General features: G+C 56.6%; 15 protein-coding genes. 7 read left to right on the top strand and 8 right to left on the bottom strand.

Features of this window, described 5'->3' with window-relative positions; genetic code table 11:
• Positions 1-24 precede the first annotated feature (24 nt).
• The 6 genes from ACOTZD_RS15835 to ACOTZD_RS15810 all read left to right on the top strand — a co-directional run bounded on the left by ACOTZD_RS15835 (position 25) and on the right by ACOTZD_RS15810 (position 6458).
• A complete protein-coding gene (locus tag ACOTZD_RS15835; RefSeq protein WP_032608168.1) occupies positions 25-2121 on the top strand; it encodes a peptidase domain-containing ABC transporter in 2097 nt (698 codons plus the stop codon).
• Complete coding sequence (locus tag ACOTZD_RS15830; protein ID WP_003860969.1) at positions 2118-2867, top strand: hypothetical protein; 750 nt, start codon at positions 2118-2120, stop codon at positions 2865-2867. The genes ACOTZD_RS15835 and ACOTZD_RS15830 overlap by 4 nt, the downstream gene beginning before the upstream one ends.
• A 6-nt stretch (positions 2868-2873) precedes the next feature.
• The gene (locus tag ACOTZD_RS15825) at positions 2874-4124 is read left to right on the top strand and encodes an HlyD family secretion protein (RefSeq protein ID WP_022650120.1); all 1251 of its coding nucleotides are present in this window, start codon (positions 2874-2876) and stop codon (positions 4122-4124) included.
• 89 nt (positions 4125-4213) lie between these two features.
• The gene (locus ACOTZD_RS15820; protein ID WP_022650121.1) at positions 4214-4993 is read left to right on the top strand and encodes an MBL fold metallo-hydrolase; all 780 of its coding nucleotides are present in this window, start codon (positions 4214-4216) and stop codon (positions 4991-4993) included.
• Positions 4994-5018: 25 nt separating this feature from the next.
• On the top strand, positions 5019-6005 hold the full coding sequence (locus ACOTZD_RS15815) for a GlxA family transcriptional regulator (RefSeq protein ID WP_022650122.1): 987 nt from the start codon (positions 5019-5021) through the stop codon (positions 6003-6005).
• Positions 6006-6128: 123 nt separating this feature from the next.
• A complete protein-coding gene (locus ACOTZD_RS15810) occupies positions 6129-6458 on the top strand; it encodes a hypothetical protein (RefSeq protein WP_023315117.1) in 330 nt (109 codons plus the stop codon).
• Here the strand turns inward: ACOTZD_RS15810 and ACOTZD_RS15805 are convergent.
• The 5 genes from ACOTZD_RS15805 to ACOTZD_RS15785 all read right to left on the bottom strand — a co-directional run bounded on the left by ACOTZD_RS15805 (position 6436) and on the right by ACOTZD_RS15785 (position 10946).
• Positions 6436-7239 (bottom strand): DUF4225 domain-containing protein, encoded by an 804-nt coding sequence (locus ACOTZD_RS15805; RefSeq protein WP_039268673.1) that lies wholly within the window; start codon positions 7237-7239, stop codon positions 6436-6438. The two genes, ACOTZD_RS15810 and ACOTZD_RS15805, sit on opposite strands and share 23 nt — an antisense overlap.
• 175 nt (positions 7240-7414) lie before the next feature.
• Positions 7415-8503 (bottom strand): AAA family ATPase, encoded by a 1089-nt coding sequence (locus ACOTZD_RS15800; RefSeq protein WP_006812462.1) that lies wholly within the window; start codon positions 8501-8503, stop codon positions 7415-7417.
• A gap of 145 nt (positions 8504-8648) precedes the next feature.
• The gene (locus tag ACOTZD_RS15795; protein WP_126296878.1) at positions 8649-9608 is read right to left on the bottom strand and encodes a YbgA family protein; all 960 of its coding nucleotides are present in this window, start codon (positions 9606-9608) and stop codon (positions 8649-8651) included.
• 102 nt (positions 9609-9710) lie between these two features.
• The gene (gene uraH / locus ACOTZD_RS15790; RefSeq protein ID WP_022650126.1) at positions 9711-10121 is read right to left on the bottom strand and encodes a hydroxyisourate hydrolase; all 411 of its coding nucleotides are present in this window, start codon (positions 10119-10121) and stop codon (positions 9711-9713) included.
• A gap of 99 nt (positions 10122-10220) precedes the next feature.
• A complete protein-coding gene (locus ACOTZD_RS15785) occupies positions 10221-10946 on the bottom strand; it encodes a MerR family transcriptional regulator (RefSeq protein WP_023323942.1) in 726 nt (241 codons plus the stop codon).
• Positions 10947-11063: 117 nt separating this feature from the next.
• On the opposite strand from ACOTZD_RS15785, the gene ACOTZD_RS15780 reads away from it, so the two are divergent.
• Positions 11064-11588 (top strand): lipocalin family protein, encoded by a 525-nt coding sequence (locus tag ACOTZD_RS15780; RefSeq protein WP_003860954.1) that lies wholly within the window; start codon positions 11064-11066, stop codon positions 11586-11588.
• Position 11589: 1 nt separating this feature from the next.
• Here ACOTZD_RS15780 and ACOTZD_RS15775 read toward each other — a convergent pair whose 3' ends face one another.
• Genes ACOTZD_RS15775 through ACOTZD_RS15765 form a run of 3 tightly spaced genes read right to left on the bottom strand, consistent with a single transcriptional unit; the run spans position 11590 to position 15631 of the window.
• Entirely contained in the window at positions 11590-12597 is a 1008-nt protein-coding gene (locus ACOTZD_RS15775; protein WP_023315120.1) for a fimbrial protein, read from the bottom strand.
• A complete protein-coding gene (locus tag ACOTZD_RS15770) occupies positions 12597-13115 on the bottom strand; it encodes a fimbrial protein (RefSeq protein ID WP_022650129.1) in 519 nt (172 codons plus the stop codon). The genes ACOTZD_RS15775 and ACOTZD_RS15770 overlap by 1 nt, the downstream gene beginning before the upstream one ends.
• Entirely contained in the window at positions 13106-15631 is a 2526-nt protein-coding gene (locus tag ACOTZD_RS15765) for a fimbria/pilus outer membrane usher protein (RefSeq protein ID WP_126296880.1), read from the bottom strand. The genes ACOTZD_RS15770 and ACOTZD_RS15765 overlap by 10 nt, the downstream gene beginning before the upstream one ends.
• Positions 15632-15639: the final 8 nt, after the last annotated feature.

Here is a 15639-nt window from a genome sequence, read left to right as displayed (position 1 = left end):
TTTTTATTTCAGCCACGGATCATTATGTTTTCGCTCTTTCAGTATAAAAAACAGGGTAAGACCCCTGTTATTCGCCAGCATGAATTTACCGAATGTGGACTGGCCTGCCTGGCGATGGTGTTGGGGCACTACGACCACCATGTCTCCGTCAGCCAGCTGCGCCGGGAGATTTCCGTTTCCGCCGATGCGGGAACCTCAATGGCGGAATTGATGACCCTTGCCAGCGATAAAAATATGTCTGGCCGGGTGCTTAAAGGCGAAATCACTGAAATAGAAACGTCTGAGCTGCCGCTCATCGCCTTCTGGCGCGGCAACCATTTCGTGGTCATCGTGAAGATCGACAGCCGCAGCGTGACCGTTCACGACCCGGCCAGCGGCGTGCGTCGTTACCGTCTGAAAGAGGCGGAAAAACTCTTTTCCGGCTATGTGCTTGAGCTTAAGCCCACGCCGTGCTTCGAAAAGAAATCCCCGGATGAAAAGCTCACGCTTGGCCGTTTAGCCAATAAATCTCCGAGCCTGTTCCAGCGCCAGCTGCTGCTGTTTGTGCTCTGTATTTTTACTCTCATCACCATGCTGGCAAGCCCCACCTACGTGCAGCTGATTATGGATGAGGCCATTTCCCGCAGCGACAGCGATCTGGTGATCCTGCTCACCGCGATCTTCGCTATCGTCTTTATCTTTGAAGTCATCGGTAAATTCCTCAAGCAGCTGCTTGAGATCCTGATGCGTAACATTGCCTATGACGATTTAAGCCAGTCCGTGCGCCACTACATGCTGCGCACCCAGACCAGCTGGTTCCGCTCGCGCCCGCCGGGCATCGTGCTGGCTATTGAGAAATCGCTCCACGCCTGCGCGGAGTTCATCAGCAATGGTTACGTGCAAATTCTCTTTTCCAGCCTGATCGCCGTCACCAGCCTGCTGTTTATGCTGCTGTATAACGTCAAAATTGCGCTGCTGACAATGCTGCTGATGGGCGTGTTTTTCCTGATCCGCTTTTCGCTGATCGGCCCCTATCAACGCGCGGTGGATGACTCCATCGAGCGCACCGCCCAGTATGAGTCCCTGCTAGTGGAGACGCAGAAAGGGATCATAACGCTCAAAGCGAACAACATGGAGCAGGCCCGGGATGCGGTGATGGACAAATCCCAGCGCGAACACATCGCCGGGCTGATGCGTAAAGAGCGGCTACTGGCCCGCTTTGACGTGGCTTCGCTGCTGGTGATCAATGCCGAGCAGCTGCTGGTGGTCTGCTTTGGCGCGTGGCTGATCCTGGAAGGGCAGATGAGCATCGGGATGCTTTACGCCTATATCAGCTATAAGCGCTATTTTTCCGATGCCATGGTGCAGGTGGCGCAGAAGCTGCTGGACAAAAATGCCCTCAAGGGGCCGCTGGATCGCGTGGGCGACCTGCTGTTTGCCCCCTCTGAAACCAGCCAGTTTGGGAAGCGGATTGTCACCTCGCCGGTCTGTCTGCAATTTGAGGATGTCTCATTTGCCTATCCTGGCCGGGAGGCCACGCTACAGCATATCAACATGACCCTGAAGCAGGGCGAAGAAGCGGTGATTGTGGGCCAGAGTGGGTCGGGAAAAACCACGCTGCTGCGTCTGATCTCCGGCATGCTGCTGGCATCGTCTGGCACGCTGCGGATCAATAAGATCCCCATTGACGAGTGCGATCTTTCCTCGCTGCGTCAGCACATCCGCATCGTCCATGCGGACGATATTCTCTTCACCGGCTCGATTCTGGACAACATCGCCTGCTTTGACAGCGCACCGGATAAAGAGCAGGTCATTGCCGCGTGTCGGCTGGCGGAGGTGGATCACGTCGTCGCCCGGCTGCCGCACGGCTACGAAACGGAGATGCTGCCGGGGAACACCTTTTTCTCTGCCGGGGAGATGCAGCGTCTGGTTCTGGCGCGCGCCCTGTACAGCCAGCCTAAGCTTCTGCTCTGTGACGAAGTGACGGCGAATCTGGATAAAACGACCGCGCAGAAAGTGCTGGCGAACCTGCGTAGCCTGGGGATTGGCCTGGTGTTTGTCACCCACTCGCCGGACGTGGTGGGCTGTCAGGGGCGTCTCTATACCATGGAAAACGGCACCCTGCGGGAGAGTGAGCAATGATGCTTTTGCCGCGTCTCTATGCGCGACTCTGCGCGCGCCAGGCCGGGCGCACGCTGCTGGCAAACCGGATCACGCAAAACTACAGCCAGTTTATGCGTTGCCCGGAGGCCGATGTTCCGGCTGATTTTCTGCATCAGAATGCGCATGAGCTGAGCGGGTTTAACTTCGTGGAGCAGATCTTCCCGCCCGCGCTTTGGGCGCGCAACGTTAGTTTTGATCTGCACGGGTACGTGGCGCAGTGGACGCGGGAGCAGGCATTTTACAGTTCATCTCGCACCCTGCTACTGGGCATGCGCTGGGCGGGCTTTGGTCTGATCGTGGATGCGCTGCTCGCCACCGCGCCAGCCGATGTGCGCTTTCAGTTTATTACCCGTCACCCTGCGCTGCATAAGCTGATGGCCGCGCACGAAGGCCGACGCGCCAGCTCGTTTTTCGCCCCTCACCGCCTGGTGACGGTGCTGCTGATGGACGAACGCCTGCCGGATGCGCCGCTGTTCTCCACCCAGGCAGGGGATCAAAAGGCGTGGTTAACGGACGTCTCAACGCGGTTTTTATCGCGCTATGGCTACAGCGTCCGAACGCTGCTGCCGATCTGTTCGCTGCACGCGGCGGAGTTTGGGCTGGAGAGTCAGGCGTATGCGCCGGAGGATTACCGTCAGGCCGCCGCCGACACGCTGAACGCGCTGCGCAAAACCCCCACGCTCTGGAGTGCATGGGATGATCTTTCAGTGATTTATCATGGATGACATATCGTGAAATTAAAAAACCGAAGCGGACAGCGGCGGGCTCTGATCCCGCATCACTTCTCAAAAAGCTATCACATCAACGCGCCACGGCTGAAAGCCGTGCTGACCTTGTTCATCGCCTTTTTTCTCTGCCTGCTGGTCTTTGCGATTGTCTTTAATTTTTCGGAAACCACGCTGGCACGCGGGGTGTTGATCCCGGCGCAGGGCGATGTGGAAGTCCGCGCCAGAGAGTCCGGTACCCTTGTCGATTTTGCCGTCCGGCCCGGTCAGTACGTGAAGGAAAACGATCCGCTGTTCACCGTGTCGCAGGACTATGGCGGCAAGCAGGGCTCGGTGGTGCAGTTTGACCGCCAGCAGATGGAAGCGGAGAAGAAGCGCAGCGAGCAGCGCATTCAGGCCATTGAGGACTCGATTGCGTCGTATCGCAAAAATCTGGCGCAGCAGCTGGCTCTCACCGACAAGCAGATCGCCGTTTCCCGCGATAAGGTGAAGAAGCTGCGCGCGCTGTTAAAAAACAGCACCGACACCTACGAGGCGTGGAAATCCGTCTCCGGGAAGGGCTATGTCTCCAGAGTGGATCTCGATAAAAGCCACAATGATGTGCTCAATGCGCAGCTCAACCTGACGCTGGAGGAGAGCACTATTCTTGAGCTTGAGGCACGCAAAACCAGCCTGACCGACAGCACCCAGTCGCAAATTGACTCTCTGAGCGAAGAGCAGCTGTATGTGAAAAACCGCATCAGCGAAATCGATCGCAACCTGTCCAGCCGGGGAAGTTCCACCATGGCGATGCTGGCCCCTTCCGATGGTTACGTGGTGGCGATTAACTTCCCGCCTGGCCGGGCCATTACGCAAAATAGCGAGGTGGTGGTGGTGATCCGTAAAAATACCGCGGCGACGATGGAGGGGTACCTGTATGTTCCGGCAACGGGGGTGGGGCGCGTGGCGAAAGGCGATAAGGTTAAGCTGCGCTTCGACTCCTGGCCCGTGGACAAATACGGTTCGGTGGAGGCGACGCTGTCCGATTTCTATGAGGTAAACATTGATGCCCATTCGGCGCTGATCCCGCTCCAGGAAGGGCAGAACTACTACCTGGCTAAAGTGCGCGTCCCCTCCTGGTTTACCGACCCGGACAAGAAAAAGCGCATGCTGATGGGCGGGATGACGGTGAACGCCGATATCGTTATCGATCGTAAGCCGCTTATCAATCTGCTGATTGCCCCGCTGGAAAGGGTGCGCAAGCGGTTTATCGATTGACCCGATTTCATCGATCATCGCCCTTTGGCCCACATTCTTAACGGCACCCTGGGGCTATTCTCCTTCTCATACCAACCGGAGGATAGCCCATGAACATTACGCAAATTCGCAATGCCACCCAACTGATCACTTACGCGGGAAAACGCTTTTTAATCGACCCAATGCTGGCGCCAAAAGGCACTTATCCGGGTTTTCCCGGCACGGCGCGGGCTGATATTCGCAACCCGATGGTCGAGCTTCCCGTTGACGTTCAAACGCTTCTGGATGCTGACGCGGTGATCGTCACCCATACCCATGCCGATCACTGGGATCAGTACGCCGTTGAGCTGATCGCCAAAGGCAAGCCGATCTACGTGCAAAATGATAGCGATGCCGCGCTGCTGCGCAGCCAGGGATTTACCAACCTGACGATCATGACCGGGGAAACAACATACGGCGATATCCGGATAGTGAAAACCCACGGCGGCCAGCACGGTACTGACCGCGCTTACGCCGTGCCGGAGCTGGCAGAGTTTCTGGGGGAAGCCTGCGGCGTGGTGTTCCGTCATCCCGATGAGAAGACGCTTTATATCGCAGGGGATACCATCTGGCGCGATGCGGTGGCGGCCGATCTGCAAAAGCACCAGCCGGATATCGTCGTGCTCAACGCCGGTTACGCTCATGTCATTGGGTTTGGGCCGATTATCATGGGGGAAGAAGATCTGCTTAACGTGCATTTCCTGCTGCCGCAGGCGAAAATCGTGGCGACCCATATGGAAGCTATCAACCACTGCCTGCTGACCCGCCGCGCGCTGCGCGAGTATGTTGACGCCAACGAGATAAGTGACGCGGTGAGCATTCCTCAGGACGGCGAAACCGTTATATTCTGAGTGTTAAAGGGGAAAGGAGAGACAGATGCCGCTTGTTAACGTTGCTATTGTCGCGGTGGACGGGTTTAGCCCGTTCCACTACTCCGTCCCCTGCATTCTGTTTGGCGATACGGTATCCGGGGAAAAGCGCTTTAACGTTACGATCTGCGCTGAAAAACCGGGATTCCTGACCTCGAAAGACGGTTTTGCCCTGCATGCGACGCAGGATTTTTCTGCAATCGCATCGGCTGAAATTGTGGTTGTACCCTACTGGCAGCACGTGCTGGAGCGCCCGCCTCAGACGCTGCTCGACAGCCTGGTTCAGGCCAGAGACAACGGGGCGGAAATTGTTGGGCTGTGTCTGGGCTCGTTTGTACTGGGCTATGCGGGCATACTCAGCGGCAAACGGGCCGCCACCCACTGGGAGTTTGAACACCAGTTTCAGACGCTGTTTCCGGACGTTCGACTGGACATCAACGCGCTCTACGTGGACGACGGCAATGTGATCACCTCGGCAGGTACCGCCGCCGCGCTCGACTGCTGTTTGTATATCATCCGCCAGCGCTTTGGCAGCGTTGTCGCCAATCAGATTGCCCGCCGGATGATCGTCCCGCCGCACCGCGAGGGCGGGCAGGCGCAGTTTATTGCGCAACCTGTGCCGAAAGATACCCGCGACGGGCGGATTAACTGTCTCATTGACTACCTTCAGCAGCACATTTCCGAACCGCATAACCTGGATTCGCTGGCGGACGTGGTGTCGATGAGCCGACGCACGCTGACCCGCCATTTTATCAAGGCGACGGGCATGAGCGTTGCCGACTGGCTTACCGCCGAGCGCCTGCGGCGCAGCCAGATCCTGCTGGAGTCCGGCAGTCTGCCAATCGAAAGCGTCGCTGAGCAGGTGGGGTTTTTATCAGCGGTGACGTATCGGCAGCAGTTTAAGGCGCGCTTTGGTGTCAGTCCGGCGGAGTGGCGTAAGACGTTTCGCGTTAAGCCGTATGCAGCGAAAAATAATGCTGGCGCGATGGAATAAAAAGACGTGGGCGGCTTCTTTGCCTTTAAAGCTGGCGGCAATGGATATGCATCAGACGGGTTACAAGCACTTCTCTTCCGGTTAAGATAATCCACGTTACTTTCCAGAAGAAAAGGTAGTGGCATGAACAATATTGAAACGCAGTTACTTGAATCAGGTTTCACCGTAAAAGAATTAGCGTATCTGAACCGAAACATTAGCCGTTATGGTTCATCCCTGCTCGAGGTAGTGCTTGAGTTAGGTAAGCGATTTATCATGGTTCTGTGTATTACTGCGACTGTGGCCCTGATTTTCCTGGCGCTTCTTTTTTTCGCTGAACATTATAATATTGTTTCCGGTGGCATTTCTCTTTTCATCGTATTGATTATTGCCTGGTTTTTTCAACCCCCGATCATTACCTACAAAGCCTGGCGCTTCAGAAAGAAATACATTAGTTCTGTCCAGACGCATTAGAAATTAAATCAAACGAGACTTTTGCAGAGACACCCCAGCCGACAATTTTCATAGTGAGCGCTGCGCGATTCATTCCGTCGACTTTGCGGTAGAAATCCAGCGGGAGATAACGAAACAGACGCCATGATTCGGGTTTCCGGATGGCGCCAAATACCGTATAGACGCTTGCTGCCAGGCTTACGCTATTGAATACCCCAAGTGCTGATTCACGTTTAAATCCCATAAACTGAGCGATATCCATGACGCCATCTGCCAGCATACCTTCGGAGTTTGGTTGATGTTGAAGCGTTCTGTTAATTTCTTTTGAAATGGCATTTGCACCATCCATAACCAGAATCGCTCCTGCAAGCGCACCCACTGGATTCATTGTCATCATTGCACCAACACCTGCAACAATCTGTAACCCTGAAAGCACAACCTTAATCGATGAGATAACGTAACCGACGACTTTGTTATTTTCTTTAACCAGTTCAATCTGAGCAAAAAGCTGAGCTGTACGGGAGCGAAGCATTCTGCTTTGCTCAAGAAGACTTTCGTTCTCAGCCCGGATGTTTTTCAGGCATTCCATGCACTCCTCATCACTTCTGGCTGCCCGGGTAGCACTAAATTGTTGCATCACAAACTGCCGAATATCATCCATAAATTTAATCCGTGCGAGTCCGTCGCTGAGATGTTGCCCTCCGACAATATTCGCAGTATTGATGAGCTTGCGGGCTTCAAGATTTATCATTGTTTCAGCCCATGCGCGGGCGTTCTGACCAGGGAAAATTACAATATCCATTTTAATTTTCTCATCTGATAACCAACGTTTACAGATTATCCTGACATCAGAAACTGGCAACAATAAATTGGATAATCTGTCGCGAGCGCAGAATTCGCCGAAGGTATATACCGACGGAAATCATCTTCGTCGTTGATGGCGACCTTGAAAGTGGTGACAGCATAAAAGAAGTGCATTACCCCAGCCGCTCCATCCGTGTCTCCCCCTCCGCCATCGACAGCTGATACAGCGAAAACGATCGGTGCTTCTCAATCAAATGCGCCAGCTCCGGCGAGTGGCTGGTGAGCCAGATCTGCGAATAGCGGCTGGCCTCGGCAATGAGGCTTGCCAGGGCGGGCAGCATCTGCGGATGCAGGCTGTTTTCCGGTTCGTTGAGGGCGATAAATGCGGGAGGGCGCGGGCTTAACAGCGCCACCGCCAGGCATAAAAAACGCAGCGTGCCGTCGGAGAACTCTGCCGGTTCCAGCGGTCTGCTCAGCCCCTCGCGCTGCATCATCATGCGGAAGCGCCCGCCGGTGTTGTCGCTGTAAAACACGCAGCCGGGGAAGGCCTGGTCGAGAATGCGCATCAGCAGCAGCTCGTCGCCAATTTCGACAATGGTCTGAAACGCGGCGGCCAGGTTCGCGCCGTCGCTGGCCAGCACCGGGGAGCGGAAACCCACCTGCGGCGCGCGGATCGCCGAGCCGGATGAAACGGAAAACTCATGATAAAAGCGCCAGTTACGCAGGGACTCACGCATCTGCGACACTTCGGGGTAGAGGTGCGGTTCACCGAGCTGACCGAACACTGACTCGTTCTCATACAGCGTACCGCTGTGGGTCACTTTTTCGTGATGTACGTTGTTCAGGAATACGGCCTGGTTCTTACGCTTCATCAGCTGTGACGACGGACGACGGTGCTGGCCGCTCAGCCAGATAGATTCCTCTTTGATCACCGGATCGAGCTGAAACTGTGAGGGGTAGGGCAGCTTTTCCACAAACCCGACCTGAAGCTCATATTCATAGGTTTCCGTTTCCACCGCCAGGTTCATGCGCCGCAGCTGGTCGCTGCGGGTTTTGCCCGCCCAGAACACTTTCAAAATGCCCCCCTCGTTTGCCAGCGCCTGGGAGAATTGCCCCTGCGCCGCGCTGTGCATCAGGTAAATCGCCTTATAAATATTGGATTTTCCGGTGCCGTTGGGGCCGAACACGATATTGAGCTGTTCCAGCTCAAGCGACATATCGCGAATTGAGCGGTAGTTTTGAATATGCAGATTTTTGATCATCGGGGTACTCCGCTGTGCACGCTTAACCTGTACAGAATTACAGTATTTTACGCTGGGTGCAAAAAAAGACGACAGTGAGGGTGTCGTCTAAACGGGGTACAGCTTTGGGCCTCTGTGGGTCAATGGGGCCTTCGCTTCTTTCTTATCAGGTAACGGCAAGACGCAGACCCAAATCATCAGGATAGGGATCAAAGTAGTTTTGCGTCATCAGATACCGGTCAGGGTATTCAGCCAGATAATGCTTAAGCAGCGTCAGCGGCGCGAGGATCGGCAGCAGTCCGTCCCGGTAATGCAGGATCACATCACGCAGTTCTCCGCGCTGGCGGCTGTTCAGCTGGTTACGGAAATAGCCCTGAATGTGCATCAGCACGTTAGTGTGATTCTTCCGCGAAGCAGGTTTTTTCAGGATGGTCATCAGTTTGTCGCGATAGGCCACGAAATACGCGTCCAGATCGTCCCACTCGTGCAGTGATGCCACGAACGGGCCAATTTCACGGTAGCCTGCCTGATGGTGCGCCAGAAGCTGAAGCTTATAGCGGCTGTGAAAGTCCAGCAGAGCACGGCGCGTCAGGCCATTTTTACGCATTACGTTCAGTTCGTGGAGGGCAAAAACGCGCTCAACAAAGTTTTCCCGCAGTACCGGATCGTGCAGGCGACCGTCTTCTTCGACGGGCAGCCAGGGGAAAGTTTCAAGGAGGGCGGCGGTGAACAGCCCGACACCCTCCTTGCGGCCCCGGTTGCCGTTTTCGTCGTACAGCCGCACGCGCTCCATGCCGCAGCTGGGGGATTTTGCACAGACGATAAACCCCGACAGATCGCCGATTTTCGGCAGATAATCTGCCGTAAATGCGGCCATCTTCTGCGTGACGTCATCGTGGGGCGCTTTGCTGAACCGCATTTCTGTCTCGCCGCCGGTGGTCATCACCAGGCGCAGCGCCGGACGAGGCGTGGGCAGGCCGATAGCCATTTCAGGGCATACCGGGCGGAAAGCGACCCACTGCGCCAGCTCATCCATCACAAAGCCCATACGCTTATGCCCGCCGTCAAAGCGAACGGCGGAACCGGTCAAACATCCGCTAATACCCAGCACAGGTTTTGTTGTCATGGTGTGCACCTCCCGATCTCATATCTAAAAGTTACACAACAATGCGAGTTTGTCCAAGTATTGGCGGGATTATTTTTTAATCGTCTTTAAAATCAAGAGCAATCAGCTGCCCTTGTAGGTTGAGTAACCGTACTGGCTGAGCAGAAGCGGGATGTGCAGTTTTTCATTGGTGCGGGTGACGGTGAACAGCACCGGCACTTCCGGGAAGAAGGAGTCCAGCTTTTTGCCGTGGAAGTAATCGGCGGTTTTGAAGGTCACTTTATACACGCCAGGTGCCATATCCTGATCCTGCGGATAAAGCGATTTAATGCGCCCGTCGTGGTCGGTTTTACCGCTGGCAATCGGGGTCCACTTGTCCTGCTCCTGCTTCTCCAGCGTAACGGTCACATCCGCTGGCGGCATACCGGTTTGCTGGTCCAGAACGTGGACGCTCAGGGTGCCTGCCGGGGCGCTGAATGCGGCAGGCGCGAAAGCCATTGCAGCCAGCATCATCAGAGGGAGTGTCTTTTTCATCGTGTTTTCCTGTTGAGTTGTCGGTGACAGGAAAACGTTAGCACTCGCTGCGCGAAAAAATATTCAACTTTTCGTGAAGATTGCCACAGCAGAAAATAATCAGAGGATAATTACCTCAAGGGAAACCTGCTGCTGCCACTGCGCAACCTGCTTTTTCCGCGCGGCGGTGAGTTTGCCGCTGGTGACCAGCAGCCATTTGCGATCCGGGAAAATTTCCGGGGCCAGCGCGGCAGGGGGAACCGGCAGGATGTCGATGCGGTGGCCCTGGCCGGTGCGCGTTAACGCTTCGAGCCAGATTTCACACGGGTCGTTGAGGTACCAGCCGCTGATGAGAACGTTATCGCCCGGCGCTTTTTTATCGCCCTCAAGGCAAAACGAGGTATAGGCGATGAGGATGCCGTCGAGGATCTCACGCAGCGTCATGGCGGCGGCGACGTTGGCCGATATCTGGCTGCGCAACGGACGCAGCACGTTAGTGACCAGCTCTGGCCTTGGGTATTCGCGTCCGGCGTCGTAAATCATCTGACGCAGGGATTCAATTTTCCCCTCCTGCAACTTTTGCATCATGGCCTGTTGCAGGGTTTGCCAGTTATTGGCGCGGCGCGGCACAGGGCGTTCCAGCAGTGATTTAACCTGACCGATAGGTACGCCTTTTTTTACCCAGTCGAGGATTTTCAGCGCCTGCTGAACGTCCTCATCGCTGTACAGGCGGTGACCGCCGTCCGTACGCTCGGGTTTGAGCAAGCCATAGCGTCGCTGCCACGCCCGCAGCGTGGTGGCGGTGATGCCGCTGAGTCTGGCGAATTCGCCGATGGAGTAAGCCATGTCTGCATCCGAAGAGAAGGAGTTGTCTCAATATACTACGAATATTCTCCGACGGGATGAAGCGCCGCACGGGTGCGCTACACTTAACTTCCAACCGCGTAAATGAAAGGAGTTCTCATGAGGCTATGGCCTGTAGTTACCGGTGTCGCCATTGCGCTGACTCTGGTTGCCTGTAAATCTCCCACGCCGCCGAAAGGCGTGCAGCCCATTACCGGCTTTGATGCCAGCCGCTATCTCGGCAAATGGTATGAAGTCGCCCGACTGGAAAACCGCTTTGAGCGCGGTCTGGAACAGGTCACCGCGACGTACGGCAAGCGCAGCGATGGCGGTATCAGCGTACTGAACCGCGGCTATGATCCGGTGAAGAACAAATGGAATGAGAGCGAAGGAAAGGCGTACTTTACCGGCGAACCGACTACGGCTGCGCTGAAGGTATCGTTCTTCGGCCCGTTCTACGGCGGATATAACGTGATCAAGCTGGACGATAAGTACCAGTACGCGCTGGTCAGCGGCCCGAACCGTGACTACCTGTGGATTTTATCGCGCACCCCGACCATTCCGGATGCGGTAAAACAGGACTACCTGAACACCGCACGCGGTCTGGGCTTCCGGGTCGATCAGCTGGTGTGGGTGAAGCACTAACCTACTGATACGAAAAGGTGATGCTTGCCAGGGCATTGGCCGAGCCGGGGACCAGGTCTCCGGTTCGGATGTACTGCGCCTGGAACGGCAGCGACAGCGTTTGTGCTGCGCTGGTGGTCTGGATGAAAAACTGTCCCGTCGTGCCTGCGGCCGAGCTGTCTGGCCCCATCATCAGCGGCCCGGTACCGTTATAGAAAAACTGCACGCCAATGCCGGAGGCCGTGGAGTCCCCGGTCAGCGTCACGACCGACGAGGTATTTGACGGTGTGGTCTGATCGGTCATCACTGCATTAACCGCCACGTTCTCATCGCAGGTCAGGCTGACGTTAAACTCCCCCGACGGCGAGGTGCTGCCTACGCTGGGCAGCGTGTGAACATCAATGGTGCCCAGGTCGACGTTGGCGCTTTTTGTGCCTACCGTGCAGCCGCTTGCCGTCACCGTGATGGTGGTGGGGTTGATGATCACCTGCGCGGTTTTCACTTCGTTGTTATAGGCCGTCAGGATCGCCGCGTTAATGGTCGGGGTCTGGTATACGCCGGATTTCAGCGGAACGCCGGTCTTGATAAACGTCACTTTTGCCGACCAGCCCAGTGCGGTGGCGTAACCGTTAGTCCCATCGGCCGGATAGCTCTGCGTAATGCCCGTCTGCATCGGCACATAGGTGGTGCCGTTATAATCTTTGAGCCCAAGAATGAAGCCGATGCCGGGCACGCCCGTTTCAAATACCATGTAATTTGCGCCATCAAGAATAACCGTGATGCCGGTGGCGGTTATACTGCTGCTCGGCTCCAGCGTCCCTTTGGAGCAGGTAAATACCAGGCCGCACCAGAACACTTCCGAGACGCTCGCAGAGGCGCTCCATTCAGAGCCGATCGTCTTTCCAGGCACGATGGAGTCTGCCGGGCCGGACCACGACATGGGCGTTGGCGAAAGGGTGATATCCGATGTCCAGGAGAGGGCAAGCGCCTGAGAGGACATGAAAAACAGGGCTAAAAACAGTAAACGCATTATTGATACTCCGTCGTCCAGGTCGCCACTGCCGAAACGTCTCCGGCATTGACCGGCGCACCCGTGGCGGCCAGTCGCGCATAGAAGGTCATTTTTACGCTGTCATCCCCCGCCGCGCCGTAAGCAGCGGTTTGGGTGTCCAGCGGGATAAGTACGCTGTCTTTATCCAGTATCTGCACTGCCACGCCGGTCGCGCCGCCGTCAGCGACTTTCAGAAGCTGCGGGTTTTCGTCATCCGGCGTACCGCTGAAGCGGATTTTCACGCCAGCAAAGGTGGGGCCGCACGCTTCAAGGGTGAGCGTGAAGGGCGTTTTGATATTGCTGACCGCCCCCGCCTCGCTAAATTGCTTCACGCCGAGGGTGCCCAGCGGCACGTTTTGCTCCTTCGAATCTTCCGAGACAATGCAGGTATTGCCGATCACGTTGCCGGTCACGGAAACCAGCACGTCATAGCCGCGCGCGGGGACGGTGATGACCATCAGCAGGATCAGGGGGAGGAAACGGACGGTTACTGACATATGGCCTCCTGGGAATAAAGCCCGGTGCGGGCGTGATAATTCTGCGGGTTCAACGCATAGCGGATCGTGCAGCGCTGGGCGCTGTCGCGTCCCCATACGGCATGCAAGGTTCCCTGCGCTGACAGGCCGGTCAGATACACGCTGCCGCCGTCGCCGACGATACCGCTGGCTTTGTCATCCTCTGACGAGACCAGCGTGCCGAAGGGGAGCACGTCTTTAGCGTGACGTACGATAAACATCGCTTTTGCTCCCTGACGCGTGGTGAGGGTGGCGCGAACCAGTGCCCCGTCGGTGGGAATTTTATTGGCGATGGCGTTCTCAAGTTCCACGTCATTGCCCACGGTGGTGACATCCAGCGCAACCTGATTAACGCGATACGGCGTGGCGTACGGGATCACCGCATAGCCCCGGCTGTCGGTTTTGATGCCCTTGTGGTTGAGCACGGCGACATGGCTGGCGCCCGGGGCTTTCACCAGAATATTGGTGTTCCCGAGCGGCTGGCTCAGCGTCAGACCATCCTCATGCAGCACCGCTCCGCCGCTCATCCCGTAGCTGAGGTTGCGGGAGTCACCGGCGTAGCTGTAGCCCAGGTTATAGTCTCCCCACGCGCCCTCGTATTGCAGCGCGGCATCGCCGCCGTAGTGCTGCTGCGCGCTGTAGCGCTGGTTGACGCTATAGAAAAGATTCTCCTGCCCCGGCAGATAACCACTGACACCGGTACTGGCGGTGGTGCCAGCGGGATCCGCATGGGTAGCGGTAAAACGGAGACGGGTCGACAGCGCCGGATTACCCAGCGGCACCGACAGGGACAACGCGAGGATATTGTCTTTCTTGTTGTCGTACAGGCCAGAGCTACGCTGGGCGCTGATGCCAAGCGACAGGTTACGAAACGTCGCGTTCCACGCGAACTGCAAACTTTGCGTGGTTTTTGACGTATTCCAGTAGGTTTGTTGATCCCAGGACAGCGACAGCGCGCCGTATTCGCCCATCGGCTGCGACAACAGCAGCTGATTTTTTGCCTTACGCGACATATGCAGGTTGTAAACCGTGTCGTAGTGAGTGGTGACGGTGCCATCGTCTTCCACGGTCTGTTCTGGCGCTCCGCCCGCCATGCCTTTGTAAGTGGTATCGCTGAGAGTATAAAACCCTGCCGTTGAGTAACGCAGCGAGAAGAAATTGACTCGCGTACCGATATCGTTCAGCAGCTTGCTGTACCGCAGGCGCACCGAATCACCGGTGTAGTGCTGGTTATCAGCCAGCTGGCTGCGGGCATGGGTGAGGTCGAGAGAGTAGGCGCCAAAGCGGCCGAGATTCTGCCCGATCCCGAAGGCCAGGCCGGTGTAGCGATCGGAAAACTGCGCCCCGCCATAAAACGTGAGGCCGTATCGCCAGCCCAGGAACAGCTCGCCCTGCGCGAAGGAGGGCGAGATCTGATTGCCCGCAGGGCGGTATTTCCCCGCACCCAGAGCATATTTGACCTGACCGTTACGCACCAGATTCGGCACGCTGGCAAAGGGCAGGGTGTATTGCGTCTGGCTACCGTCGCTCTCCTGAATGGTGACCGCGAGGTCGCCGCCGGAAGAGGTCGGATAGAGATCTTTCAGCACAAACGCCCCTGGCGGAACGGAGGTTTGATAGATGACGTTACCGTTCTGGCGAACCGTCACCGTGGCATTGCTGCGCGCGATGCCGCGCACTTCAGGCGCGTAACCGCTCAGGCTGGCGGGCAACATATTGTCATCGGTCTTCAGGGCAATCCCACGCAGGCCAACGGCGTCAAACACCTGCGAGGAGGTGAACGTTTCACCGGCATAAACCTGGGCACGCAGGGCGCGGATATCCCGCTGTAGCCAGGTCTGGACGTGGGTGAGCTCGTTACTCTCTTTGGTCCACGTGGTGAAATCACGCAGCCGCCATGCGCCCAGGTTGGCGCCGCTGTTCAGGCTCACAAACAGCTGTTGTTCCCGCGTGCGCGTCTCGCCCCGGTAGTCATTATTCGCGCCATTGACCACATAGTTCAGCCACGCGGCAGGGATGCCGGACTCCCAGCTCTCCGGGCTGACGTATCCGCGCGGCAGAGCGCGCATCGCGCTTTGCGGTACGGTGAAGTTGAGGGTAAGCGTCCTCTGGTCAAAATCAAACCGGGTATCGGCGAATGACTGGGTTAAAAAAATGCAGCGCTGCGCAGGCGGCAGCTCACCCCCTTTAGCCTGACGGCTGTCGATGCCAAGTGCGGCGAATTGTGCAGGCGTAAGGCACGGCAGGGCTTCACCGGCGGTGCTTTCAGCGACGCGAAACGTGACGTTACCTGTGAACGCGAACTGGGTATTGATATACACGTTAAGATTGTACTCGCCCGGCGGCAACGCGCTCCCGGCGTTGACCCAGGCGAGATCGGCGCTGTTGGCGCGCTCGCCGTTGAGAAACGCAAGATTAAATTGCAGCTCGCTTTCGGCAGCCACGGCTTGCCGAATCACCAGGGCGATCGCCGTGGCGCACAGGATTTTAATTTTCATGTGGTCAC

It is taken from the genome of Enterobacter cloacae complex sp. SHL022 (genome assembly GCF_049237785.1).
Taxonomy (GTDB): Bacteria; Pseudomonadota; Gammaproteobacteria; order Enterobacterales; family Enterobacteriaceae; genus Enterobacter; species Enterobacter hormaechei_C.
The sequence above is the reverse complement of the archived record's forward strand: the minus strand, read 5'-3'. Positions and strand labels throughout refer to the sequence as shown.

Bases quoted from the DNA above. Each gene is read 5' to 3' on its own strand.
- ACOTZD_RS15775 (WP_023315120.1), bottom strand. From the start codon at position 12,597: ATGCGTTTACTGTTTTTAGCCCTGTTTTTCATGTCCTCTCAGGCGCTT.
- uraH (WP_022650126.1), bottom strand. From the start codon at position 10,121: ATGAAAAAGACACTCCCTCTGATGATGCTGGCTGCAATGGCTTTCGCG.
- ACOTZD_RS15780 (WP_003860954.1), top strand. From the start codon at position 11,064: ATGAGGCTATGGCCTGTAGTTACCGGTGTCGCCATTGCGCTGACTCTG.
- ACOTZD_RS15815 (WP_022650122.1), top strand. From the start codon at position 5,019: ATGCCGCTTGTTAACGTTGCTATTGTCGCGGTGGACGGGTTTAGCCCG.
- ACOTZD_RS15770 (WP_022650129.1), bottom strand. From the start codon at position 13,115: ATGTCAGTAACCGTCCGTTTCCTCCCCCTGATCCTGCTGATGGTCATC.
- ACOTZD_RS15765 (WP_126296880.1), bottom strand. From the start codon at position 15,631: ATGAAAATTAAAATCCTGTGCGCCACGGCGATCGCCCTGGTGATTCGG.
- ACOTZD_RS15800 (WP_006812462.1), bottom strand. From the start codon at position 8,503: ATGATCAAAAATCTGCATATTCAAAACTACCGCTCAATTCGCGATATG.
- ACOTZD_RS15795 (WP_126296878.1), bottom strand. From the start codon at position 9,608: ATGACAACAAAACCTGTGCTGGGTATTAGCGGATGTTTGACCGGTTCC.
- ACOTZD_RS15835 (WP_032608168.1), top strand. From the start codon at position 25: ATGTTTTCGCTCTTTCAGTATAAAAAACAGGGTAAGACCCCTGTTATT.
- ACOTZD_RS15830 (WP_003860969.1), top strand. From the start codon at position 2,118: ATGATGCTTTTGCCGCGTCTCTATGCGCGACTCTGCGCGCGCCAGGCC.
- ACOTZD_RS15810 (WP_023315117.1), top strand. From the start codon at position 6,129: ATGAACAATATTGAAACGCAGTTACTTGAATCAGGTTTCACCGTAAAA.
- ACOTZD_RS15820 (WP_022650121.1), top strand. From the start codon at position 4,214: ATGAACATTACGCAAATTCGCAATGCCACCCAACTGATCACTTACGCG.
- ACOTZD_RS15785 (WP_023323942.1), bottom strand. From the start codon at position 10,946: ATGGCTTACTCCATCGGCGAATTCGCCAGACTCAGCGGCATCACCGCC.
- ACOTZD_RS15805 (WP_039268673.1), bottom strand. From the start codon at position 7,239: ATGGATATTGTAATTTTCCCTGGTCAGAACGCCCGCGCATGGGCTGAA.